This is a genomic window from Haloechinothrix salitolerans (genome assembly GCF_042662605.1).
In the GTDB taxonomy this organism is placed as follows: Bacteria; Actinomycetota; Actinomycetes; order Mycobacteriales; family Pseudonocardiaceae; genus Haloechinothrix_A; species Haloechinothrix_A salitolerans.
This window is the reverse complement of sequence record NZ_JBHSXX010000001.1, coordinates 1,226,478-1,251,120: the sequence shown is the minus strand read 5'-3', so window position 1 is coordinate 1,251,120 and position 24,643 is coordinate 1,226,478. Positions and strand designations below refer to the sequence as shown.

Sequence of the window (24,643 nt, the reverse complement as noted above, 5' to 3'; positions counted from 1 at the left end):
AACCACCGGCCGATATTCGGGAGACACGCCCTAGTCATCAGCACACTCCGTCCAGGGATGGGAATGGTTTGCTGCACTGTGTTGTTGACCAGGCTCCGAAGTTGAATTTGTTGCGGGCCCGGACCCGATACCAGTAGGTGACACCTGCTGTGCGTCCGGTGTCGGTCCAGCTCCGTGCGCCGGATCCGAGGGTCGCGACATGGCTGTAGGGGCCGGACTCGCTCGTCGCCCGTTGGACTCGGTAGTCGACGATCGGCCAATTGCAATCATGTTTCGGCTTGGTCCAGGATAGGTCAATCTCGCCGACAGTGCTGCCAGGTGTGGCGTCGAGGTTGCGCGGCGGATACGGCCCGAGATGCACCACGCACTTCATATCCACTCGGCCGTACCCGAATTTCACGTCTCGACCCGACGGACCGAGGTCGACCGAGGTGTTCTGCGCGCGACCTCGCATTTTCGTGTGGGAGTATCCGGGGAATCTGGTCCACGCCACGGCTAACGCGCCGGACACATGCGGGGTGCTCATGCTCGTGCCACTGCCATAAACGTAATCGCTGTCGTCTCTGTTGTAGGTGCTGCGAACGAGTGCGCCCGGCGCTGACAGTTCGGCTGTGGTTCCCTTGGAGGTGAAGTCGCACGATGTTTGTGCTTCCGTGGTGCAGGTCACCGCGATCACCTCGGAAAGCTTGGCCGGATACTCGACACAGAAGCTGCAGGACCCGTTTCCGGACGCCCCGGTGAGCAACCGATTTTTCGTATCGTAGGCATAATCGACGGCATCCGCCTCCGCCGTCGAAAAACCACCTCCGTAGCTCATATTGATCACCAGCAGGTCTTCACTTCGATTAGCGCACCATGTGATCCCCTGTGCGGAATCGAATGCGTTGCCTGGCAGCACCTTGCCGACATAGACACCGACATGCCCGAGTCCGGCGATGCCGGCGTTGTTGTTCTTCTTGGCGACGGCGATGCCCGTCACATGGGTGCCGTGCCCGTGATCGTCATAGGGCGCTGATCGGCCATTGATGAAGTCTTTCCAACCCCGCCACCGCACTGCGTTGGGGATATCTTCGTGGGTCTTCCGCGCGCCGGTGTCCAGGACGCAGACGGCAGCGCTGATATCGCCCGATGTTACATCCCAGGCCTGTGGTGCGCCGATCTGCCGGGGACCGTACTGGTCCGGCCACAACGGGTCGTTGGGAGTAGCTGCAGCCTCACGAGGAGCGTTTACCTCGACGTAGCGCACATTGGGATGAGCGTTCGCCTGCGATTCAAAGTCTTCCGCGGTGTCGGTCTCGACTGTCAGTGCGCGCAGAATCTCGCTTCGCTCCAGAATCACCTCGCCAGCGAATTCCTCAGCATCCGCGACCACGGAAAAGTCGTGGAATCCAACCGTGTATTCTACGGGTTCCGCGAAACTCGACCATGCGGGCGTCGCGGACACCATCCCCGCGGCCACCATTATCCATACCGTTAATGCGACCCCGGCACGCCGAACGATGCGACGAGTTGGCCTGATTTCCGACGCCGGATTATGTTTCGCCAATGTTCCGTCCATATTATTTTGTCCTTTTCTACCCACTTGGACCCGTGCACGCGGACAACACGCTGCCGCGACAGATGAGCGCGGAGGTACCCGAGAAATGGATATCGTGGAATGTGTGCCCGTAGAGCGAAGATTGTTAGATATACCTCTGCGAATAGTTCTTAATTTTCACATTAGTCCCAGATCGCTATAAACCGCTGAATAGGTACTAACTTTGTAAATCAAAATTACTGCTCGTGTTGATCTGTGCGTCGAGGGAGTCCCGGCGGAGCTATTACTCTTCGTCACAGCCCGATGCGAAAACTACTATGGGTAGGACTTGGGTGCAGTGGAGGCTCCGCGCACTATTTCTTGTTCGGCTGGATTCCTGTCTGTCACTATCGAGTTTCGAAAGTGACACATGGGATTCAGTCACGTCTGTCAGGCTGTGTTGACAGTACACGAGCGATGGTTCTTACCGTTGTGCTGCGTGCATCTTCCGCGCCTGGTATCGCCTCGGTACAGACCGGTGTGAACGCCGGGCTCGCGGGATCGAAGGGCAGACCGAACATCGTTCCCGTCATGGGTGAATGACGCTCGTATGGACGACATCAGGTTCCATGCGCCACGTCAAGCGACTAATCAAGCGGCCGGGGGTGGTGTTCTCCCGCGTGCCGTGTCGTATCCGTCGTGCTCCCCGCACGCCCTCTCGGCCTCACCAGTCGGCAATCAACGCTAGCGGGTGCCCACCCAGGGCCTGCGCACTGAAACATCATTAAGCGCGCCCAACCCAGGCAAAGCGTCTTCTACCGCACGGTGGTGACGGTGATGGCCGGGTAACGTTTGGCAGATCCGGTGTCCAGCGTGACCATCGCATAGCCGCTCGCCTGGGCGAACGCGGCTAGATAGTCGTCAGTCCAAGTCTTAAGACTGTTGTCGCGTGCCGACAGCGCGCGCCATGCATGCGCGACCGGCGTGCTTCTCTGCATCCTCGGCCGCGAAAACAGTCTCGATACCCGCATTGGTGATGTCCACGGCACCCGGCTTCGCGCTACCGATAAGGGGCAACCGCACTCGCTTGTGCTCGGCGGGCGGTGCTGCTCTGCCCAGCTCGTGCGTGACCGCGCGGGCGAGGAACTCCGTCAGCGTCTCGCCCCGCACCGCGGCTTCCGCTTTAGCCGCACGAAGCAGCTCCGTAGGCAGATGGACCGTGATGCGCATAGAAGCATCATGGCACCGTCGCCACTCACCCCGCTCGCCAGCGACCCGTGGCGGCGAGGCCGAGCGAGAACAGCAGCTTGTCCTGCGGGTTTTGCAGGCTTCGCCCAGTGATCGACTCGATCTGCTTCAGCCGATAAATCACCGTGTTGCGATGGCAGTAGAGGTCTTCCGCGGCGTGTGTCGGGGAACCGTCATGCGCGAGCAGCGCCGACAACGTCGCCAGCAGCACCTCGCTGGTGTGCGAGGGCTGAGCAAGCAACGGACCGAGCGTCTGATCGACGACCAGCGACGTCACCTCCGGATTGCCCGCGAGCAGCACCTCGGGCAGTCGATCGGTGACGGCGACGATCTCCGTGCTCCCACGCGGCACGGTGTCGGCCGCCCGCGCCGCGAGCAGGTAGGAGGTCGCGAAACCGGCGAACCCATCCTGCGACAGCGCCACCCCGACCCGGCCCGCTACGGCGGGCCGCAGCAGCTCGATCAGATCGGACATCTCGAGCTCGCCCAGTGCGACCAACCCAAAATGCGTTCCTGCCCTGACGTGCCAGTGTGAGGTAGCACCCGCACGTTCCAGCTTGTCCTCCGGCGCGTGCAGCGGCTCGCCCGACAAGTCGTCGAACGCGGCGACGACGCACGCCAGCTGCTCGTCGGCGTCGATCGCGAGCACCTCGCGGGCTTCCCCCGCGAACTCGGGATCGGCACCGCGCCCTTCGGCGAGACCGTCCAGAATGCTCTGCTGACGTTGCAGGTCGCGGCGTTGCAGTCGGGCGCTCTCGCGCCGGTAGGACTCCACCAGCGTGGCGTTCTGGACGTCGAGCGCGTGCCAGATCCGCTGGCCCGCGAGCAGCAGTACGCGATCGTCGATGTCCACCGCCGCGTTGCCCCGCTGATGCAGCAGCGCCTCCCACAGCACCCGCGTCCCGAGGCTGTAGGCGTTGAGCACGAGTTCCATCGGCACGCCCTGCCGCGCACGTCGGCGGCCGGTTTCCCGCCAGACGTGCACCGCCTTCTCGTCCGGGCTGGCCAGACCCGCCATGGTGCGGATGCCGCGCCGAACGTGTTCGCGGGTGTTGTCCCTGACGTCGGCGCGCAGTTCCGGCGGTGCCGACTCGTAGAAGTCCCTGTCCTTCTCCAACAGCGTCAGCGTGATGCTGTCGGCGATCGCGTCGGCTTGGTCGAGCAGCGACGCCCACGCCCGCGCGACCTGTTCCTCGGTGTCCGCGCCGCCGTCGCGCAGCTCGTGTCGGTCAGTGGTGGACGTCAATCCCGGCGGGCTCATACGGCCACGATCGCACTGAGCGCACAGTCTGGCCAAGCCCTGACCAGGAAATCGGGCGATCAGCACGAGGGATTTTGTGCGCCGCGCCCGTTTCCAAATCTGTGCGCGTAGCCCACGGTGGTGTGCACCACAGCACGTCGAGGGAGGTCAGGTGGCTGATAGCACCGCAGCGGACCGGGCGGTCAGCGCGTTCCGAATGTCGGAGATCAGCGTCAACTTCGGCGGCATCGCCGCACTGTCCGACGTCTCGCTTGAGGTCGCGCCGAACCAGGTACTCGGCGTCATCGGGCCGAACGGCGCGGGCAAGACCACGCTGTTCAACGTCGCATGCGGGTTCGTTCAGCCCGACACCGGCACGCTGACCTGGCGTGACCGCGAGCTGACGCGACTCAAGCCGCACCAGCTCGCCGGGCTCGGCATCGGCCGCACGCTGCAGGGACTTGGGTTGTTCGACCGGATGACCGTGCTGGACAACGTCGTCGTCGGCGCGGACCGCCACGCCCGTGCCGGGTTCTTCTCCGGCCTGCTCGGCCTGCGCCGAAGCGCACGAGAGGAACGCGAGTTGCGCGAACGCGCCATGGCGGTGCTCGATGAACTGGGCGCCGCCGACCACGCCCAGGCGTTGCCGTCCAGCCTGCCGTACCCGGAGCGCAAGCGGGTCGCGCTGGCGCGAGCGCTGGTCAGCGAGCCGGACCTGCTGCTGCTCGACGAACCGGCCGCTGGCCTCTCCGGCGAGGACATGGCCGAGCTCGGTGGGTTGATCCGACGTCTATCGCGTCGGATGTCGGTAATGCTGGTCGAGCACCACATGGACCTCGTGATGAGCGTGTGCGACCACATCGTCGTCCTCGACTTCGGCAAGAACATCGCGAGCGGGCCGCCCGAGCGGGTCAAGGAAGACCCCGCCGTGCTCGCCGCCTACCTCGGCGACGAGGTCGAGCACGACCGCCCCGCGACGACGAGGAGCTGACCATGCTCGACATCCGCGACCTCACCGCCGCCTACGGGCCAGTCACCGCGCTCGACGGGGTGTCGTTCACCGCCCCCGAAGGCAAGATCACCGCCGTGCTAGGCGCGAACGGCGCTGGCAAGACGTCGTTGCTGCGCACGATCTCGGGACTGCTGCGCCCCACCAAGGGCACGGCATACCTGGCGGACCAGGACCTGAGCCGCGTGCCGGTCGAGCGCATGTCCCGTCTCGGCCTCGCACACGTGCCAGAGGGACGCGGCGTCATCACCGAGCTGACCGTCGAGGAGAACCTACGCCTCGGCAGGCTGGGCCGCGCCGACCGCGCCAAGCCCACTGACCTGGAACGGATCTATACCCTGTTCCCCAAGCTCGCTGACCGCAGGCACAAGACCGCCCACGTCCTGTCCGGCGGCGAGCGGCAGATGCTGGTCATCGGCAGGGCATTGCTGGCGACGCCGAAGGTGTTGCTGCTTGACGAGCCGTCGCTCGGTCTCGCGCCGCGCATCGTGGCGCAGATCTTCGACCTGCTCAAGTCCTTAGTGGAGTCAGACGGACTCACCATCGTGCTCGTCGAGCAGAACGCCCGAAGTGCACTGTCCATCGCGGACTACGGCGCCGTCCTCAACCTCGGCAAGCTCGTCGTCCACGACGACGCGGCCGTGCTCGCCGCGGACGACACTCTGCGCCACGCCTACCTCGGCTTCTGATCCGGTTCCCAACCCCTCGCGACCACGGGAGACCTCGTGCAGCAGTTCCTCACCACGGCGTTGAACGGCCTCACGCAAGGCATGATCTTCGCCGCGTTCGCACTGGCCTTGGTGCTGATCTGGCGCTCGACGCGGATCGTCAACTTCGCCCAGGCGCCAATGGCGATGATTACCGTCTACATCGCACTGGTCATCATCGACGCCGGGTACTCCTACTGGCTCGGTTTCGCCGCGGCGTTGCTCTCGGGGCTGTTGCTCGGCGCCGTGGTAGAACGGGTCGCGGTCCGGCCAGTCGAGGACAAGCCGCACATCAATGCGGTGATCCTGACGCTGGGGCTGTTCATCGTCATCCACGCGCTCGCCGCGGTGATCTTCGGTTCGCGATACCGGTCGTTTCCCGCGCCGTTCGGCCTCAGCGGGTTCCAGCTCGGCGACATGAACATCGCGCTCACCGGGTTCGGCGTGTTCAGCATTCTCGCCGTGCTCGCGGTGATGCTGCTGTTGGTGCTGCTGTTCCGCTTCACCAACGTCGGTCTGATGATGCGGGCCTCCGCGTTCAACCAGGAGGTCGCCCGGCTACTGGGGGTCCGGGTGACCCGCATGCTCACCCAGGGCTGGGCACTCGCGGCCATGGTCGGATCGCTGTCCGGGCTACTCATCGCGGGCGGCAACTTGGTTCATCCGGCCTACATGGACTCCGTGGTCGTCTTTGGTTTCGTCGCCGCCGTCCTCGGCGGGCTCGACAGCCCGATCGGAGCGGTTGTCGGTGGACTGATTCTCGGCATCTCGTTGAGCTTCGTCAGCGGCTACATCGGCTCCGAGGTCGTCGCGCTGGCCGCGCTTGTGATTTTGATGGTGGTGCTGCTGGTCCGGCCCGGCGGGTTGTTCTCCCACGCACCGGCGAGGAGGGTCTGACATGACGGCGTTCGCACAACGACTCTGGTACTCGACGCTGCCGCGGCACCTACTGCTGGCTGGCGCTGGGCTTATCGCGGTGATCCTAGTGCTGGAGAGCACCAGCGCGTTCCGCAATGGACAGTTCGCTGTCATGGCCTACATGGGCATCGCGGCGGGCGGACTCACCGTGTTGACCGGACTGAACGGACAGTTGTCACTAGGACACGGCGCGTTCATGGCGATCGGTGCGTACACCACCGCGTTGTTGCTGTCCGATCGGGACAGCGCACCACCGCTGCTCGTGGTACTGCTCGTCGCCACGCTGGTGACTCTGGTGATCGGCGCGGGCGTTGGCGTCGCGGCCGCCCGGCTGCACGGACCGTACATCGCGGGCGCGACGCTGGCGCTCGCCGTCGCTGTCCCCGGCATCGCGCGGTACTTCCAGGACACGCTTGGCGGCGAGCAGGGACTGACCGTCACCGTGCCCGACGTCCCTGGCTGGTTCGCCGACGCGGCGTACTTCGTCACCGCGAACGACCTCAGCAGCAGTAAGTACGTCGCCTACATCGGCTGGATCAGCCTGATCGTCACCTACGTCCTGCTGGCGAACCTGTCGCGCAGCCGCGTCGGACGGACCTGGCGCGCCGTGCGCGACGACGACGTCGCCGCCGAAATCGCGGGCATCAATCTGGGGCGCGCACGCGTGCTCGCGTTCGTCGTCAGCACCGCGTGTGCGGGGCTTGCCGGTGCGGTCCTTGCGCTCGCGGTGCGGCTCGCGGCGCCAAGCGGGTTCATGCTCACGCTGTCGCTCGCGCTGCTCAGCGCGGTCGTGCTCGGCGGGCTCGGCAGCCTGACCGGTGCCCTGATCGGCGCTGCGCTGTTGACGTTCCTGCCCCAGGTCGTCACCGGCATCGGGCTCGACGCGGGGCTAACCGACCTGCAAGCCGCCGAGCTCGCGCCCCTGGTCTACGGGCTCACCACGATGCTCGTCGTCATCCTCGCGCCAGCCGGCATCGTCGGCACGGCCCGGATCGCATGGCGCCGACGTCGCTCCTGACTCACAACCAGACGACAGATCACCGACAGGAAGGGCGAACAGATGACAACGTGGTCACGGCGCGTTGCGTCGATCACCAGTGTGCTCACAGCCGGGGCAGTGCTCGCGGCATGCGGCGCTGGCGGCAGGCCGGACGACGGCGAGGGCAGCGCCGCGGACGTCGTCGGCGTCACGGAGGACACCATCACGATCGGCGCTCATTTCCCGCTCACCGGCGTCGCAGCACCCGGGTACAGCGAGATTCCGAGCGGGCACAAGGCGTACTACGACTACGTCAACGCCAACGGCGGCATTCATGGCCGCAAGATCGAGTTCATCGTGCGCGATGACGCCTACGATCCGACGAAGACCAGCCAGGTCACCGACGAACTGGTGCTCTCGGACGAGATTTTCGCGATGGTCGGCGGGCTTGGCACGCCAACGCACAGCGCCGTCGTCGACTTCCTCAACAGCGAGAAGGTTCCGGACCTGTTCGTGTCGTCTGGGTCGTTGCAGTGGGGCGACGACGTCGAGTCGAAGCCCTACACGTTCGGGTGGCAGCCTGACTACGAGACCGAGGGCAAGATCATCGGTCAGTGGGTCGCGCAGCACATGCCGGACGCCCGCGTCGGGTTGTTCCTCCAGGACGACGACTTCGGCGAGGACGGCGAGAAGGGCGTGCGGCAGTATCTTGACGACCAGATCGTCGCCACCGAGCGCTACTCCTCGGGCAACACCGACGTCGCACCGCAGATCGCGGCGCTGCAAGCGGCTGACGTGGACCTCGTCCTCGGCTTCAACACGCCGTCGTACACCGCGTTGACACAGCTCACCGCGAAGAAGCTGAACTTCGACCCGACGTGGTTCTACAGCAACGTCGGCTCCGACCCCGAACTGGTCGGCTCGCTGCTCGCGCGGTTCTCGGAGGGCGCGGTCAAAGACGGCAGCAGTCTGCTCGACGGCGTGCTGACCACGGAGTACATCCCCGGCGTCGACACACCCGACAACCCGTGGGTCGAGCTGTGGCAGGACGTGTGGGACGAACACGGCGGCGACGCCGAGCTGACCAACTACCGCGTGTACGGCATGTCGCAGGCCTACACGTTCGTGCAGGCACTGCAGGCCGCGGGACCGAACCCGACCCGGGAAGGCATCGTCGAAGCGATCGAGCAGTCGGGTGCTGAGTTCGAGGGACCGGCCCTGGCGCCGTTCCGCTACACCGCCGACAGCCACATGGGCATCTCCGGCCTGCGGGTGTCGGAACTGAAGGACGGCAAGGCCGAGGCCCTCACCCCAGTGCTGGTCACCGACATCGGTGACACGCCGATCACTGAGGACAACTCCGGGGCGGGCAACGACCGCCCGCCAGAGGACGGCATCCCGGACCCGAAGAACTGACCGGGGGCGCGGAAGGGGGACACGGCGTGCGCCACCACAGCCGTGTCCCCCACTCCGGCCGCCGTGTCCGACACTCGTGACGCCATATTAGGCAGTCACGACGTCGCGAGTGTCGGACACGACGTCCTGAGTGTCGGACACGGCGCGCTGGGCGGTTATGGCAGGTCGAGCAGGTTCTCGACGAGCTGGTAGCCGGTGTAGGTGAGGGCGTAGGACCGCAGGCCGTACGGGTGCGGGTTCTGCTCGGTCGGTTCCGGCAACAGGGCACCGGCGATACGGATACGCCCCTGCCCAACCGGCAGTTCACCCAGCGACACCCCGACCTCGGACGGGCCAGGTCCCTTGCTGGTGCGCACCAGCGTCCGCCCGGCCGTGCTGCCACCAGCCGACTCCCACGCCTCCTGCGACACGATCCAGTTCGGCGAGTCGCACCGGTCGCTGTCGCAGTCGGCGTTACCCGAGCCCGACGGGCTCACGTAGTAGCCGACCGGCACCGGCTCGTAGGTCTGATGCCGGTTGCCGAACTCGTGACCGTCCACAGTGGCCTGGCCCTCCGCGGTGCCTTCTTTGTTGACGCCTTCGGCCAGCGGGTGCCGGTCATAGGTAGGGCCTTCGCCGTCGGAGCCATCGTGGAAATCCATCCACCCCGCGTAGAAGAACCCGCCGGTCACCGCATCGGGCTCGATACCAGTACCCAGTGCGGGCAGCCCCGCGATGCCGGAGTCGGTCAGCACCAGGTTGCCGCCTCGTGCGGCGAACCGGGACAGCCCGGACGCGTAGCGTTCGAACTGCCGCGTGCTGTACTCGCTTTCGCCACCGGCCTCCGGCGCGGGATCGGACGCGAACTCGATCGTGCCATCAACGTTCTGCGGCGCCGCGAGGAAGTTCTCCACCCGCACCCGCCAGTCGCCCGGCTCGGGACCGAAGACCGTCACCTGCTCGCCCGTGTTGACGAAAGCGCACTCGCAGCCGCGGTCCTCCCACTCGTCGGTCACGGGGTTCAGCCGCTCCACCCGTAGGTCATAGTCGCTGGGATTGGCCCAGGCCGCCTCGACGACCATGCGGTCGTTGTCGAAGCCGTCGTCCACGGTGAACTCATACGCCGGACTCGACGTCCCCGGGAGCGGCGCGGCATCAGGGCCGAAACTGAACGACTCAGACGGCTGCGGTTCGCCCCGCTCCTGCTCGCCGTTGCTGACGAAGCCGGGCATCAGGTCACCGGCGACGACGACGGTGTCGAACCGGTCCAGTTTCCTGCCCTTGCCTTTGAGAACGTCGTCCACCGGTATCGCCGTGAGCTCACTGCCCTCGGGCACGTACTTGTTCAGGTCGCGGAAGAAGTCCATCCGGGACACGTCGTAGCCGACCTGTTCCGGCTGCTCATAAGCCTGTCCGGAGCTGAACGAGATCTCATAGCTTGTCGGCAACGCCCGCAGCGGGTTGGCCCGGATTCGGTACGGCCCCGGCGGCGGGTCGTTGAGGTCGATCCGCGCGCCGGCCTGCAGGTAGATCGGGCTCTGGTTGAAGTAGCGCGCCACCTCGTGGCAGCCCTCCTCGTCGCCCGGGTGCAGTGGCGGGCCGCAGTAGTCGAGGATCAGCTCACCCGCGGAGTTGCCCGAGATGCCGCCGAGGTTGCCAAACGTGGCCTCGACGGTCAGACCGCCGTTGAAGAACCCGTCCGACATGCCTTTGACGTCGAACCGGAACTCCTCGATGCCGGTCGGCGAAGTGTGCGTGATGGTGTCCTGGGTCGGCATACCTTCCGGTCCGTCGACCGGCTCACCGCCCGGGTTGGTGACACGCTCCGGGTCGAAGATGTAGCCGACCTCGCCGTCCGGCTGGAACTCGACGGCGCGCTCCTCAAGCATTGAGGCGATCTGCGAGTAGATCAGGCCCTTGTTGCCGTCGATGTGGAGCTGCTCGATCTCGGGATCGTAGACGGTGTTCGGCGCGAGATGCGACAGCGCCATCTCGTTGTCGATGCCGACCGCGTCGAGGCCCATCGGGGACTCCATCCAGTCCGCGAACGCGCCGGTGACCTGGTAATTGATGGTGTCCCACACGGTGCCCCACTGGTCGGAGCACATCGGCACGGTGCCGCCGAACACGGGTTCCTCGACGTCACCGGGGCAGCCCTCTTCTTGCGTGGCGATCAGGTTCGACCAGGACAGCCGCTTCTCCGAGTCCCGGAACGTGCGGATCGCGGTGTCCACGGTCCGTTCATTGCGCTGGTAGTCGCGCTGGCCAGCACCCAGCAGCGTGAACGAGAACGATGGCGCGGTCACCATCCCGTGCAGGTCGATCGCGCCCTCGAACCTGCCCGCCGACGTCTGGTCCTTCACCGCCGTCAGGTACTCGGCGAAGCTCCTGGTCTCGGGCTCGCTGCCCGGAGTGTACTGCTGCTCGGTGTAGCCGATGGTGGGCCAGTCGCGGTTGAGGTCCATGCCGTTGCCGTTGTAGCGCTGGTAGGACACGCCGCCGTCAGTGACGTCACCACGCCGCCAGCCGTCCGGGTTGGCCAGCACGAAGTAGATCACGGAGTTCCGCAGCGTTTCGCTCGCCGTCGGTCCGGAGTTGGACGGCTCCAGGATCGGTTTGGGGAACGGTCCCTCGTCGGCGCAGGCCGGTGCGGAGTCCTGGTCCTGCTCGCACGACGCCCAGGTCACCAGCTCCTCGGCGGCCCTGATGCCGCCTTCGAGGCCCGCCCGCTCGATGCCGTGAATGGACAGCACGTACGCGAAATGCTTGCGATCCGGCTCGGCCACCGGTGACTGGTTGTCAGTCACTTTCACGACACGCAGATCACTGCGCAACCGGGACAGGTCCTCCCGCGGCAGGCCCGCGCTGCGCATCTCCTCGCGGAACTGGTCGCCGAACTGCTCACGCAGGTTATACAGCCGCAGGTACCGGGGGTAGCGGTTCTCTAGGAACTTCAGCCCGTCGAGCGCTTCCTGATACTGGATGAACTGTGTCGCGCAGACGTCTCCCTTGGCCCACGGGCTCGTGCCAGCCTCGCCGTCGAGGCACCCCTGCGGATCGGGAAATACCCGCTTGAACTGCTCGTAGGTTTCCTCTGTCGTGGCGACCGGGGTCGCGGCGCTCTGCGATGCGCCGACCAGCGTCAGTAACGCGGCGACAACGACGACCGACCCGACCAACGCGATGATGCGACGCATCGCGGCACCTCCCGAACGGCAGGAGCTGAATATGTGTCGTGTTCTCCTGGTGGCATTAACGACGACACGGCACGGAAGGTACGCGTAGCGCGATGGTCAGTCGTGCACGCTGCCCGGCGGTGTACGCCCACCGCTGAGCTGGGCGAACAGACGCTCCAGCTGCGCGCGGTTCAGCGTCATGAACCGCCCCTCTGACTCGACCAACGGCACGTCAGGGGCCTCAGCCGTGGTGATCACACCACGCACCGTGGTACGACTAGCCGCCTTCTCGACCGCCACGGCATGAATGCGCAGCGGCACGCCCAGCGGGACCGGTCTGAGGTACCGGACGGTGAGGTCGGTCGTGACGCCAGGACGGCCCGACGACGCCGCGGCATGCCCCAGCGCCTGGTCGAGGAACAGCGCACTCATGCCGCCATGGCCGTACGACGGCGGCCCCTCGTGCATCGCACCCAGCGTGAAATGGCCCGTTACCTCGTCGCCGTCGTGGACGAAGTCGATCGGCGGCGCGACCGGATGCCCGTCCCCGATCACCGGGTTGTACATGCGTACTCGGCTGGTCAGGTCGTCGACGCTGGCCACCTCGGTGATCGCACGCTGCCGCTCGTCGAGCCGATCGGTCAGCCGACGCGCCTCCTTGGCGACGTGCCGTAGCTCCTCTGGCGCCACCTCGGTACGCACCGCGGTCTCGACCAGCGCACGCAGCTCCGCGCCGAGCTCGGCGACGGCGGCGCGCCGATCGGCCATCTCGTCGGTGGCTTCGTCGACACCATGCTCGCGATCGGATTCTCGATTCACGGCACCTCCTCGTAAGAACGCGTTCCACGTTGCCACGCGGAAGCGTCGTTCTCCAAGCGCCGTCAACGCGATACTGCACACATGGCCTGTGGATCAGTCCCAGTCCGGCCGCAGCGGCATGCCGGAGCGGGCGCCGTCCAGCTTCACGCCGAGTGACTGGTGCAGCTGGATGTTGTTCGTCTCGAACCCGATGCGGGACGCGACCAGGTACAGCCGCCACGTCCGCGCGCGCTGCTCACCGACCTCCTCAACCGCCTCGTCCCAGTGCTCGTCGAGATTGTCCGCCCACGCCGTCAACGTCTTCGCGTAGTGTTCACGCACGTTCTCGTCATGGCGCAGCTCGAACCCGATGTCGTGCATCGTCGACATGATGTGGCCGGGGCTGAGCAGCTCGCCGTCCGGGAAGATGTAGCGGTCGAAGAACCCCTTCACGCTCGACGGCCGCGAGTTGTCCGCCCGCGTGATGCAGTGGTTGAGCAGCCTGCCGCCGGGCCGCAGCTTCGCGTACAGCGACTCGAAGTAGCTGGGCAGTTGCGATCTTCCGATGTGCTCGGTCAGCCCGATCGAGCTGATCGCGTCGAAGTCGCTCTCCTCGACGTCGCGGTAGTCGAGGTGCCGTACCTCGGCGAGGTCACCGAGACCGCGCTGCGCGATGGCCTTCTGTGCCCACTCCGCCTGCTTGCGCGACAGCGTGACGCCGAGCGCGCGCACGCCGTACTCCTTGGCCGCGTGCATCACCATGCCGCCCCAGCCGCAACCGACGTCGAGCAGCCGCATTCCTGACCGCAGCCCGAGCTTGCGCGCGACCAGGTCGTGCTTGAAGTACTGCGCCTGCTCCAGCGTGGCGTCCTCGTTGGGATACACCGCGCAGGTGTAGGTCATGGACGGCCCGAGGATCCACTCGTAGAACCGGTTCGAGACGTCGTAGTGGTGCGCGATGGCAGCCTGGTCACGCTCCGGCGAGTGCTTACGTCCCCGCAGCCGCGCCTCGAGCGCGGGCCGCTTGACCGGGTACCGCACCCGCGTCCCGAGCAGCCGCGCCGCCATCCGCGCACGCAGCGCCGGTGAGAGGTCGGAGACCCGCAGCGTGTGCATCCGGGTAAGCGCGCCGTGCAGGTCACCGGCGATATCGAGATGGCCCGTGATGTAGGCACGGGTCAGACCGAGCTCGCCGGGCGCGGACGCCAGGTACGACACCGCGTAGGGCGAGCGCACCTCGAACCGGACAGGGGCGCCCTCGGTTCCGGCACGGCTGCCGTCATAGGCGCGCACTTCAGACAGCTCACTGTCCCCAATGGCTCGCATGAACAGTTCGGCAAGGCGCATTGCCTACCTCCCTCGTACACATTTGTCGTACCACCCCGGCAACCGTCCATCCGGGTCATAGCGGCGTTTGAGCTGGTCGTGTTCCGCTCCGTTGTAGAGCTTGCGGAACTCATCCTCGGTGTAGAACGACGTCGAGTACAGCGATTTGTGTCCGTCGAGCGCTGTCACCACCCGTTCGATCTCGGCGTTACGATCGCCGACCTCCTCGTCGTCGCGCAGGTCCACAGCGGACCAGAAGCCGACGTTGACGTAGAGCGTTTCGGGTTCGAGCGGGTACAGCGGCCACGTTCGCGTACCCCGCAATCGCAACGGGCACAACCAGATCGGTGTGATGCCGACGTCGCGGTGGAAGAAGTCCATGAACTCCGCGAGACGGTCGACTGGCACCTCGATGTCCTGGATCACCGGCTCCTGCCGGGGCGCGCGGGTCAGCGCACGTACCCGGTCGCTGAACCGATGCCGCCGGTCCCACGCCACGATACGACGGTACACATCGGAGCGCAGGTACCGCTTCGGCCACAGTGGACGGACAAGCGGATGCTGCGCGCCAAGCGCCCGCGAGCACCAGAACCAGTCGGTGTCCCAGCGCCACAGGTAGTCGCGGACGCTCAGCGCGTCGCTGGTGCGCTCGCGGATCGAGTGGTAGTAGATGCGATTGCCGGTGTAGTCGCTGCGCGGGCCGATGTCGTCGGTGAACCGGCCTAGCGTCAGGTAGTACTCGTCCGGCCCGAACACGGTGCCATCGATGAAGTCGACCGGCGCGGCATCGTCCCCGTGCGCGTGCCGTTTGCAGATCTCGGCGATCGCCTCGGCGCATTCGGTGGCGTTGGCGAACCGCAGGTGCCGCAGCGCGACCGTAGGTCGCACCGGTTCCAGCTCGATCCGCAGCCGCACGGCGTAGCCGAGGGTGCCGTAGGAGTTCGGGAAGCCGAAGAACAGGTCGCTGTGCTCATTGTCCGGTCGCGCGAGCACGACGTCGCCGTTGCCAGTGAGGTTATCCATCTCAAGCACCGACTCGTGCGGCAGACCGTTGCGGAAGGAGGTCGACTCGATGCCGAGCCCCGCGACGGCCCCGCCGAGCGTGATCGTCTTGAGCTGCGGCACGACCAGCGGCATCAGCCCGTGCGGCAGAGTCGCGTCGACCAGGTCCTCATAGGTCGTCATGCCACCGACGTCGGCGGTGCGGGCGTCCGGGTCGACGTCGAACACACCGCTGAACGCGCTGACATCGAGCACAGGGCCGGTGGGCGGCTCGCGGAAACGAAACAGATTCGAGGTGCGTTTGGCCAGCCTGGGTGGCGTGCCGGGTGGCGCGGACGCGAGCTGCTGTCGCAGGTCGCGTACCGCGTCACCGTAGGTCGACGATGCCCTGCTCCCGCCCATGTAGTCCAGGATATGCCGAAATGATCGTTGTGTGCCGCTGGAACGAGCCACCAAACGCGTGCGCTGCGCCGAATGGTCGCCTCTGACCCCTTGGTGGAGTACCCCATCACGCGAGTCGGCACACTGGCGACCTCACCCCGCGAGTCCAGTCGCAAGCAATACCACGCCGAGCGAGCCAACCAGGGCGGCTGACGACGCGCCGCGGGCCAGCGCGGCGCGTCCCTTGCTCTGCGCGATGCCGTGCACCGACGTCGCCACCATCACCAGCGCGAACAGCACAAGCTTCGCCGCGAGTAGCCTGCCGTATCCTGGCTCGGTCAGCGACGCCCACGTCACTCCCGCGTCCACCGCGAGCAACCAGCCGGTCGCGATCTGCGTCGGCAGGAAACCCGCCATCGTGATCATGGCGAACCGGCGGCCTACCGACTTCAGCGCGACGCCCCGCTGCTCGACCGACAGCGCACGCCGCAACGGCGGCAGCACCACCAGCACGAGCGTGAGCTGCCCGCCGACCCACAGCGCCGCGCCCACGACGTGTAGAAACCGCACGAACGTCCAGACGTCGATCACGGCGTCACCGCCACGACGCCCCGCGCGCCACCCTCGGCGTGGCGCATGTCGTGGTCCACGAACGGGTACCGGCCCGCCTCGGGGAAGACCAACTCGGCGAAGCCGCCCTGCGCCGTGCCGAGGTCGAGCACCTGCGCTCCCCCGCTGCCGCCGTCCAGCAGGTACGCGCCCTCCTTATAGACGACGTCGAACTGCCCGCCGACCACGTGGAACGCGACCTGGCCGCCCGGCCCGGCGTTGACCACCCAGAACCGGACCCGCTCGCCCGCCTCCGCGGCCAGCGGCGCATGGACGTACTGCTCCGCTACGCCGTTGAAGTGCCAGCCGTCCGGGTCGCCGTCGTTGAGGGCGGCGACCTGCGCGGCGCTGCCGGGCTCGCCGGAGTACAGCTCGCCGCCGACCAGCAGATACTCGCGGTCGGCATCCGGCAGCTCCGACGGGTCAATGATCACCGCGCCGTACATACCGTTGGCGATGTGCTGCGTCATCGGCGGCGTCGAGCAGTGATACAGCCACGCGCCCGCCTTGGTCGCGGTGAACCGGTAGACCAGCCGCTCGCCGGGTGCGAGCGTGCGCATCGGCTCGTCCGGCGCGAGCGCCCCGGCGTGGAAGTCGATGCCGTGGCCCACCTCAGCCTCATTGACGACGGTGACCACGAACCGGTCGCCAACCGTGCCACGCAGGGTAGGACCAGGTACGGTTCCGCCGAACGTCCAGCGCCGTTCCCGCCTGCCGGGCGCGGTCTCGATCCGCTCGTCGGTGATGCGCAGCGTGACGCGGTGCACCGTGCCATCCGGTGCCGGCTCCAACGTGGCGTCGCGCGGTTCAGTGACCCCGACATCGTTGGACGTCGGCACGGCGGCGCCCGTGCGCACCGTCATCGTCATGCCAGCAGCGCGGTGACCAGCGATGGTGCACCAGCCATCAAGGTCGCCGTGGTCTCCTTCGATGACACCGACGTCGATCGCCTCGGACTCGCCCGCAGCGAGCCTGCTGGTGCGGGCACCGTTGGCCAGCCGCAAGTCGTGCGGCATGACGTCGGTGTTGGTGACGGCGAGCCGCAGGCGCGTGCCTGCGGGGACGGTCACGACGTTCGGAATGATGCGCATGTCCGCCAGCGTGACCTCGACAGTGCGCACCGGCGAGTCGGCAGCGGACGCACCATATGGGGCATCAGACGTCGCACCGGACGGGCCGCCGCTCACGGCGAACCCGCTGGCGAGCAGCACCGCGATGACGCCCACCGACAACCCGGCGACCGCGCCGCCGCTCCCGGCAGGCGGCAGCGCACCGCGCACCGCGACCGGCATGGCCACCGCGAGCCCCAGCGCGACGAACACGCCGAAGCACAGCGCGGCGAGACCCCACCCAAGCAGCGGCACCGGGTCGGGCAACGGCAACGCGGCAAGCGGCACGGCGACGTTGGTGCCGATCACTCTGGCCAGCCACCACCGGTCCAGCACGGCGGCGACGCGCTTGTGTTCGGCCGGTCCCCTGCCCAGCACGGCGGGCAGCAACTGGGTGAGCGCGCCGACCAGGATCTGCGCGCCGAAGCCGAGAACGACCAGTGGCAGGACGCGTTCGACCACGACCGGCACCGCCGTCCCCGCCAGCAGCAGGCCCGCGTCCACCAGCACCGCCGTGAGCAGCCAGAACATCGCGGCGGCCATAAGCCACGGCGCGGGACGTCGAGGTCGCTGCCGCAGCATGGCCAGCTCGAACGGCGCGAACACGATACCAGCGCCCACGGCGTACCCGAGCAACCCCACCACCGCGAGCGGTGTGTTGGCCACCGCGAAACCGGTCGCCGCGAAGGCGAGGCTGCCGACGAGCAGCGGCAGGCAGCGGCGCGCGGTACGCAACGAGTGCTCCGGCATCTTTGTCCGCAACGCCGTCGGCCACAGCGTGAACAGCGTGCCGAGCACGGAGAGCCCGAGCCAGCCGAGCAGCGTGACGTGCACGTGGGCAGCCCAGAACTGGCTGTAGAACCCCATGCCACCCGCTGTCAACGCACCGCCGAACACCCCGCCCACGGCGAGTGCGGCAGCGGCGGAGGCGTAGTAGTGGGTGAGGTAGCTGTACTGCCCGGCGAGCGCGTGTCGCCGGATGCGCAGCAGGTGCCAGGCGTGCCACGCCGCGAGCGCGGACACGCCGGTCGCGCCGGTACCGGACAACCAGTGCAGGTCAGTGAGCACCCCGGCCAGCACGAGCACCACCGAGACGTTGAGCACGGCCAACCGCAGCGCACTCGCACTCTCGGACGGTGCGGGTGCCCGGCACAGCGCGACGACGAAATGCTCCGACCACACCAAGATCGCGTTGGTGACGGCACCGAGCAGAAAGGCGTGCAGCGCGAGCCAGGACGGCAGGCCGAGGGTGTCGTGGCTGACGAGCAGAACGACGGCGGCACCGAGCCAGCCGAGCACAAGGAGGTTTCCCCATGCGGTCAGCGGGCCCTTCATCCGCCGTCGCCTGCCCGGTGACGCGAGTCCAATCGGAATACTCGTGGGCTCAGGCATGATCACAGCGCACCCGATGGGGACCGGTCACGGACAGAGACGAAGGTCCTTTGCCCATTCGACGTTCGGCCGGGTTCCAGAGGCTGCGACACATTCCTGTCCGGTTTCACCCGGTTCCGGGCGCGACAACCCCAGGAAGCCCACCGGCCCTGCGCCGCGGGAGGACTACGGCGCGCGGTGTGACCTCGGCCGCGACGCATCATCCGGGCGAGCGCACGCCCACCCGGATGACGACGTGTTTGTCATCAGTCGCAGTGGCCACCCTCGACGGCGGCACCGTTCTCGCCTGCCGTGTTGGTACCTTCCTGAGCGTTCTCCCCCTCGCCCTTGTCGTGCAGCGCGAGGTTGCGGCAGTCCTGCTGCTCACTGGGCGGGGTCACCGAACCACCGTGCGCGGCGGCGGGGGACGCTCCGAACAGCAGGCCACCAGCGGCGGCCAGCGCGGCGACGGCAGCGTAGGACTTCCGGCGCGTATGCGACATCTGTACTCCTTATGTCGGTTTCCGTCGGGCCGGATCGCGGCTCACCCGGCTGGTAACCGAGTGACCACGTCATCCGAGTGAGTGAACACCATTACGGATTACGACGAGAAGAGCAAGGGTCTGCCGCCGCATCGCCAGCGACCGACGTCGACGTCCAAGCGACACGGCACCGTAACCTGTTAGCGACGCGAACGTTCGGCGGGCCACTACGGGAGCACGCACCATGACGCAGCGAGGTGTTCGGTGAACACCAAGGCCGCGCTGTACATCGGCGGGCTGCTCGGTCCCTTCGGAGGTGGCGTGGTCGCCGCTATGCTGCCGGAACTCGGCGACAGCTTCGACGTCTCACCCGCGCTCGCCGCCTCGTCGCTGACGACGTACCTCCTGCCGTTCGCCCTGGTCATGCTCGTCTCCGGCACCCTGGGCGAACGCTGGGGGCTCAGCAGGTCCATTCGCGTCGCCTACCTGGTCTATGTGCTCGCCGCGCTGCTCTCGGTCGTCGCGCCGTGGTTCTGGTTGTTCCAGGTCAGCAGGGGCCTGCAAGGCGTGGCGAACGCCTTCACAACGCCGCTGCTGCTCACCAAGCTCGCCGCGATCACACCAGCGCATCGGCTCGGCCGCACCGTCGGCACCTTCGGCGCGATGCAGGCCATCGGGCAGACATCGGCGCCGCTGATCGGTGGACTCGCCGCCGAAGCGTCGTGGCGCTGGGCGTTCGCGGGTATCGCCGTGGTCGCCCTCGCGCTCACTGCCAGCCCGCTGCCCAGCGACATGCCCGCCACCCCGATGTCGATCACGGCGACATTGCGCAGCACGCTCCGCCCGGTCGTGCGATGGCCGATCGGGACAGCCTTGCTGCTCGGTACCTGTCTCGCCGGTCTGCCGTTCCTCGTCGCGTTCCGGCTGGACGACGCCTTCGCGCTCAGCCCGTCGCTGCGCGGCACGGTGCTGACCGCTTACGGCGTCGCGGGCATCATCGGGGCACGGTTCGTCGGCGGCGCGGCGGATCGGTTCGGGGCGCGGGCGGCGGTCAGCGGCGGACTGCTGCTCGGCGGACTCACGCTCAGCGGTATCGCGCTGTCCGATTCACTCCCGCTGGTCACGGCGGCCTGGGCGATCGCGGGGCTGAGCACGCAGCTGACGCTCGTCGGCGTCAACACCACCGTGCTCGCGGGTGACGGCACCACCCGAAGCTCGGCGATCTCGGTAGTCACTTCGGCACGATTCCTCGGTATGGCGGCGGCGCCAGCGGCGTTCACCGGCCTGTACCGCACCGATCCCGCACTCGGTTTCCTGCTTCCCGCGGCATTGCTGGTGTTCGCCATACCCGCCGTCGTGACAGGTTGGCCCCATCGCGCCGCGACGTCCGCCGCGACCCGCTGAACGGCCCCGACCCGCATCGATGCATACGAATCTTCCTCATTGCCTGCGATGTATCGATTCCGAACAATGAGGCACAATGAGTTCCCACCGTGCACCTGCGGACAGCTGCACGCGCGAACGGGACTGGTGATGACGTGACGGCGCTGAGCGCGACGGCGCACCGATCGCCGGTCGATCGCCTCCCCGCCGAGGTGACGACCTACGTCGGTCGCGACACCGAGATACGCGAGGTCAAACGGCTACTTGGCGCGGCGTCGATCGTGACGCTGACCGGGCCGGGCGGCGTCGGCAAGACACGGCTCGCACTACGGGTCGCCGCCACCGTCGGCACGACCTTCCGCGATGGCATTCTCTACGTCCCACTCGCCGAGCTGCGCGACGAGAACCTGCTGGTCAACACGATCGCCAACCAGCTGGCGCTCGGCGACCGGTCGGCGCGGCCGACGACCGACGTGATCGTGGACGCGCTGCGCAGCAAACGGATGCTACTGGTGCTGGACAACTGCGAGCACCTCGTCGCGGCTTGCGCACGGCTGACGTGCACGCTGGTCACGGCCTGCCCCCACCTCGTCGTGCTGGCCACGAGCAGGCAGTCGCTCGGTGTCGCGGGTGAGCGCGTCTTGCCAGTGCCCCCGCTGGCCGTTCCCGCGCAGGGCGAACGACCGCAGACCCTGGAACGCTACGACGCGGTGCGGCTCTTCATCGACCGTGCGACCGCCGTGGTGCCCTCATTCGAAATCACCCCGGACAACGTCGACGACGTGATCAGCCTGTGCCGCAGGCTCGACGGCCTGCCGCTCGCGATCGAACTCGCCGCGGTGCGGTTGCGAGCGCTGTCGGTACGCCAGCTCGCCGAGCGGCTCGACACCCAGTTCATGCTGCTCACCGGCAATAATCGCACCGCACCCAGCCGCCACGAGACGTTGCGCGCGCTGATCGACTGGAGCTACGACCTCTGCACCGAGCCGGAACGGTTGCTGTGGGAGCGTGCGTCGGTGTTCTCCGGCAGCTTCGACCTGGACGCCGCCGAACAGGTGTGTTCCGGCGACGGCCTCGCCAGCGCTGAGGTCCTCGACGTCATCGACGGGCTACTGGACAAGTCGATCCTCCTGCGGGATGAACGCGACGGCGAGGTCCGCTACCGGATGCTGGAGATGATGCGCCAGTACGGCGAAGACCGGCTGCGCAAGGCGGGGGCACAGCTGCGGTTCAAGCGGCAGCATCGGGACTACTACCTCGCGCTCAGCGAACGTTTCGAGGCGGACTGGATCGGGCCGAACCAGGTGTACTGGATCGACCGGTTCCGAGGGGAGAACGCCAACTTGCGGGTGGCGCTCGACTTCTGCGCCACCGATCCCACCGAGGCCGTCGTCGGCCTGCGGATGGTGTTCGCGTTCAAGGAGTACTGGATCATCTGCGGCATCTGCGAGGGCAGAATCTGGCTGACGAAGCTGATCGACACGGCCCCTGCCGACGCCGCTGGCAGGGCGCACGCGCTGTGGATCTACGCGTTCTTCGCGCTGGTACAGAACGACCTCACCGCGTACGAGGACGCGCTGGCCAAAGCATCCGAAGTCGCCGAGCGCACCGACGACGACCGCGCTCGCGCCTACGTACACCACGTGCGCGCCTACGCCGCCCTGATCGGCAACGACATGCCCACCGCCGTCGAACTGTTCCGCATGGCGGGCCGGATGTTCCTCGAGCAGGGTGATGTCAGCGCAGAGCTGTGGTCGAGTTTCAACTATGGCCTCGCCCTCGGTCTGGCAGGCGACCTCGACGGTGGACGCCGGGTGCTCAATGACTGCGTCGACACGTTCGCCGCGCGCGGTGAGGTGTTCTGGCGGTCGTGGGCGCTGTGGTCCCGCTCCGCGGTCGAGTACCTGCGCGGCGACATCGACGCCGCCAGGGAAGCGGGGCTTGAGGTGCTGCGGATGCAGCAGCGCGTCGACGACCAGGTGATCATCGCGTTCGCGCTCACGGTGATGGCTGGCTGCGCCACCCACCGCGACGAGCCGGTCAGGGCCGCACGGCTGCTCGGCGCCGCGACGACGGTGTGGCACACGCTCGGCGCGTCGCCGACGCACTATGGGGCGTTCGTCGACCCGCTGCACCAGGACACCGAGCGGGTCACGGGCGAGTTGGGCATCGAGCGAGCGGGCAAGGAGTTCACCATCGGCGCGGCGCTGCCGACCGACGCGGCCATCAGCTACGCGCTCGGTGAGGAACCGACCGAGCAGGCAGACCCACGCACCCCGCTGACCAAGCGGGAAGCGGAGATCGCGGAGCTGGTCGCCAAGGGCATGACCAACCGGCAGATCGCGTCGACGCTGGTCATCGCTCAGCGCACCGCGGAGACCCACGTCGAGCACATCCTCACCAAGCTCGGCTTCACCAACCGGGCGCAGATCGCGGCGTGGGTGGTCGGCGAGCGGCAGAGCTGACCGCGCGGCGCCTCACCGCCGCGCGCGGCCGATGACCACGCCGTACAGCCGGAGCAGTACCGTCACGCGTCGGCCATGCGCACACCGGAGTCAGCGGCGGTATCGAAGTGGTCGTCAACCACGACGACGTCGGTGCGCCCTTCCCGTTCCAGCAGTGACGCGGCGATGGCCGCGCGGTAGCCGCTGCCGCAGTGGATCCAGATCGTGCCGGACGGCAGCTCGCTCGACCGCGCGGTCAGCTCGTAGAGCGGGATGTGGACGGCGTTCTCGACGTGGCTGTCGCGGTACTCGTTGTTGGTGCGAACGTCGAGAACGACGTCGGGCAGTGGCAAGCCGTTGACCCGCGTGCCGGACTGCGCGGCTGCCAGGTCGGTGAAGCTGGCGGTCGCGGTGCTGCGCAGCTGGGTGGGGTCGGCGGCGAGCTCTTCCGGCTTGCCGGTCGCGGCGGCGGCGAACTTGTCGATGCCGATGCGGGCTAGCTCTCGCTGCGCTTCGGCGACCTCGTCCCGGGTCTCGCCCACCAGCGTGATCGGCGCGCCCCAGTCGATCAGCCAGCCGAGCCACGTGACCATCGCGCCGTCGAGACCGAGGCTGATAATGCCCGCCAGGTGCGAGACGACGTACGCCTTGCGGGAGCGCAGGTCGATGACCCACTCGCCCGCGTCGAGCCGCTTGGCCAGCTCCTCTTTGTTGGCGCGGTCCGGCTCGCGCAGGTCGACCGGCTCCGGGCCTGCCAGGTTCTTGACACCCATGTGCGCGTAGTACGCCGGGTAGGCATCCAGCCCGGCGAGGGTCTGTTCCACGAACTCGTGTTCGCCGAGGGTCAGCGCGGGGTTGATCATGCGCTGCTCGCCAACCGTGGCGGACTCGCCCGAGGATTGCGTTGCGGAGCAAAAGCTGCCGAAGCCGTGCGTCGGCCAGATCCGCGCGCCGTCCGGCAGCATGTCGGCGAGCTTGCGCGCGGAGGCGTGCTGGTGCCGCGCCAGCTCCTCGCTGTGGTCCTCACCGAGCAGGTCGGTGCGGCCGGTGGTGCCGTAGAGCAGCGAACCGCCGGTGAACACGCCCACCGCACTGTCCTTGCCTTCGAGCACATAGGACAGATGGTGGAACGTGTGGCCCGGCGTGGCGACCGCACGTAGTCGCATGTGGTCGGACAGCACCATGACCTCGCCGTCGTGCAGCGGCCGGTGCCGGAATGGGGCGTTGTCCGCGGCGGCGACGCCGTACTCCGCGCCGGTCAGCCGCGACAGTTCGAGCCCCCCGGAGACGTAGTCGTTGTGCACGTGAGTCTCGACGACGGCGGCGATCCGCACGCCGAGCCTACCCGCCGCGGCGATCACCCGGTCGATGTCGCGCTGCGGATCAACGACAACGGCGACGCCACCGTCGGTCGCGAGATAGCTGCGGTCCCCCAGCGAGGACGTCTCGATCACCTCGACGCTGAGTCCGTCGGCGGGGTCTCCGCCCTGGCTTGTCGACGTCACAGGTCCCACTCCCTTCGACCCTACGAGGGTTACCCGCAGGGGTAC

General features: G+C 67.4%; 18 protein-coding genes. 7 read left to right on the top strand and 11 right to left on the bottom strand.

Going from position 1 to position 24,643, the window contains the following annotated elements; translation table 11 throughout:
- Positions 1–37: 37 nt before the first annotated feature.
- The 3 genes from ACFQGD_RS05955 to ACFQGD_RS05945 form a co-directional block, all read right to left on the bottom strand.
- The gene (locus tag ACFQGD_RS05955; RefSeq protein ID WP_345396089.1) at positions 38–1,558 is read right to left on the bottom strand and encodes a S8 family peptidase; all 1,521 of its coding nucleotides are present in this window, start codon (positions 1,556–1,558) and stop codon (positions 38–40) included.
- Between the two features lie 891 nt (positions 1,559–2,449).
- Positions 2,450–2,746: a hypothetical protein gene (locus ACFQGD_RS05950; protein ID WP_345396086.1), complete on the bottom strand. Its 297-nt coding sequence runs from the start codon at positions 2,744–2,746 to the stop codon at positions 2,450–2,452.
- 25 nt (positions 2,747–2,771) lie between these two features.
- Complete coding sequence (locus ACFQGD_RS05945) at positions 2,772–4,025, bottom strand: PucR family transcriptional regulator (RefSeq protein WP_345396083.1); 1,254 nt, start codon at positions 4,023–4,025, stop codon at positions 2,772–2,774.
- A 196-nt stretch (positions 4,026–4,221) separates the two neighbouring features.
- On the opposite strand from ACFQGD_RS05945, the gene ACFQGD_RS05940 reads away from it, so the two are divergent.
- From ACFQGD_RS05940 to ACFQGD_RS05920, 5 genes are read left to right on the top strand one after another with little or no spacing between them, the layout of a single operon-like run.
- The gene (locus tag ACFQGD_RS05940) at positions 4,222–4,995 is read left to right on the top strand and encodes an ABC transporter ATP-binding protein (protein ID WP_345396127.1); all 774 of its coding nucleotides are present in this window, start codon (positions 4,222–4,224) and stop codon (positions 4,993–4,995) included.
- A gap of 2 nt (positions 4,996–4,997) precedes the next feature.
- Entirely contained in the window at positions 4,998–5,702 is a 705-nt protein-coding gene (locus tag ACFQGD_RS05935) for an ABC transporter ATP-binding protein (protein ID WP_345396080.1), read from the top strand.
- Positions 5,703–5,738: 36 nt separating this feature from the next.
- Positions 5,739–6,617, top strand: coding sequence for a branched-chain amino acid ABC transporter permease (locus tag ACFQGD_RS05930; RefSeq protein ID WP_345396077.1), 879 nt, complete (start codon positions 5,739–5,741; stop codon positions 6,615–6,617).
- 1 nt (position 6,618) lies between these two features.
- The gene (locus ACFQGD_RS05925; RefSeq protein WP_345396074.1) at positions 6,619–7,656 is read left to right on the top strand and encodes a branched-chain amino acid ABC transporter permease; all 1,038 of its coding nucleotides are present in this window, start codon (positions 6,619–6,621) and stop codon (positions 7,654–7,656) included.
- A 42-nt stretch (positions 7,657–7,698) separates the two neighbouring features.
- Positions 7,699–9,033, top strand: a complete 1,335-nt coding sequence (locus ACFQGD_RS05920; protein ID WP_345396071.1) for an ABC transporter substrate-binding protein — start codon at positions 7,699–7,701, stop codon at positions 9,031–9,033.
- Positions 9,034–9,188: 155 nt separating this feature from the next.
- Here ACFQGD_RS05920 and ACFQGD_RS05915 read toward each other — a convergent pair whose 3' ends face one another.
- The 7 genes from ACFQGD_RS05915 to ACFQGD_RS05885 all read right to left on the bottom strand — a co-directional run bounded on the left by ACFQGD_RS05915 (position 9,189) and on the right by ACFQGD_RS05885 (position 19,287).
- Positions 9,189–12,209 (bottom strand): M14 family zinc carboxypeptidase, encoded by a 3,021-nt coding sequence (locus ACFQGD_RS05915; protein WP_345396068.1) that lies wholly within the window; start codon positions 12,207–12,209, stop codon positions 9,189–9,191.
- Between the two features lie 96 nt (positions 12,210–12,305).
- A complete protein-coding gene (locus ACFQGD_RS05910; RefSeq protein ID WP_345396065.1) occupies positions 12,306–13,007 on the bottom strand; it encodes a PaaI family thioesterase in 702 nt (233 codons plus the stop codon).
- 93 nt (positions 13,008–13,100) lie between these two features.
- The gene (locus tag ACFQGD_RS05905) at positions 13,101–14,333 is read right to left on the bottom strand and encodes a class I SAM-dependent methyltransferase (protein WP_345396062.1); all 1,233 of its coding nucleotides are present in this window, start codon (positions 14,331–14,333) and stop codon (positions 13,101–13,103) included.
- Positions 14,334–14,336: 3 nt separating this feature from the next.
- The gene (locus tag ACFQGD_RS05900) at positions 14,337–15,716 is read right to left on the bottom strand and encodes an FAD-binding oxidoreductase (protein WP_345396059.1); all 1,380 of its coding nucleotides are present in this window, start codon (positions 15,714–15,716) and stop codon (positions 14,337–14,339) included.
- 132 nt (positions 15,717–15,848) lie between these two features.
- Complete coding sequence (locus tag ACFQGD_RS05895) at positions 15,849–16,286, bottom strand: hypothetical protein (protein WP_345396056.1); 438 nt, start codon at positions 16,284–16,286, stop codon at positions 15,849–15,851.
- A complete protein-coding gene (locus ACFQGD_RS05890; protein ID WP_345396053.1) occupies positions 16,283–18,805 on the bottom strand; it encodes a multicopper oxidase domain-containing protein in 2,523 nt (840 codons plus the stop codon). The genes ACFQGD_RS05895 and ACFQGD_RS05890 overlap by 4 nt, the downstream gene beginning before the upstream one ends.
- A gap of 245 nt (positions 18,806–19,050) precedes the next feature.
- Entirely contained in the window at positions 19,051–19,287 is a 237-nt protein-coding gene (locus ACFQGD_RS05885; protein ID WP_345396050.1) for a hypothetical protein, read from the bottom strand.
- Between the two features lie 243 nt (positions 19,288–19,530).
- Between ACFQGD_RS05885 and ACFQGD_RS05880 the strand changes: the two genes are divergently transcribed.
- Together ACFQGD_RS05880 and ACFQGD_RS05875 are read left to right on the top strand one after the other, a co-directional pair.
- A complete protein-coding gene (locus ACFQGD_RS05880) occupies positions 19,531–20,670 on the top strand; it encodes an MFS transporter (RefSeq protein WP_345396047.1) in 1,140 nt (379 codons plus the stop codon).
- A gap of 134 nt (positions 20,671–20,804) precedes the next feature.
- Entirely contained in the window at positions 20,805–23,114 is a 2,310-nt protein-coding gene (locus ACFQGD_RS05875; RefSeq protein WP_345396044.1) for a LuxR C-terminal-related transcriptional regulator, read from the top strand.
- A gap of 62 nt (positions 23,115–23,176) precedes the next feature.
- Here ACFQGD_RS05875 and ACFQGD_RS05870 read toward each other — a convergent pair whose 3' ends face one another.
- On the bottom strand, positions 23,177–24,598 hold the full coding sequence (locus tag ACFQGD_RS05870; protein ID WP_345396041.1) for an MBL fold metallo-hydrolase: 1,422 nt from the start codon (positions 24,596–24,598) through the stop codon (positions 23,177–23,179).
- Positions 24,599–24,643: the final 45 nt, after the last annotated feature.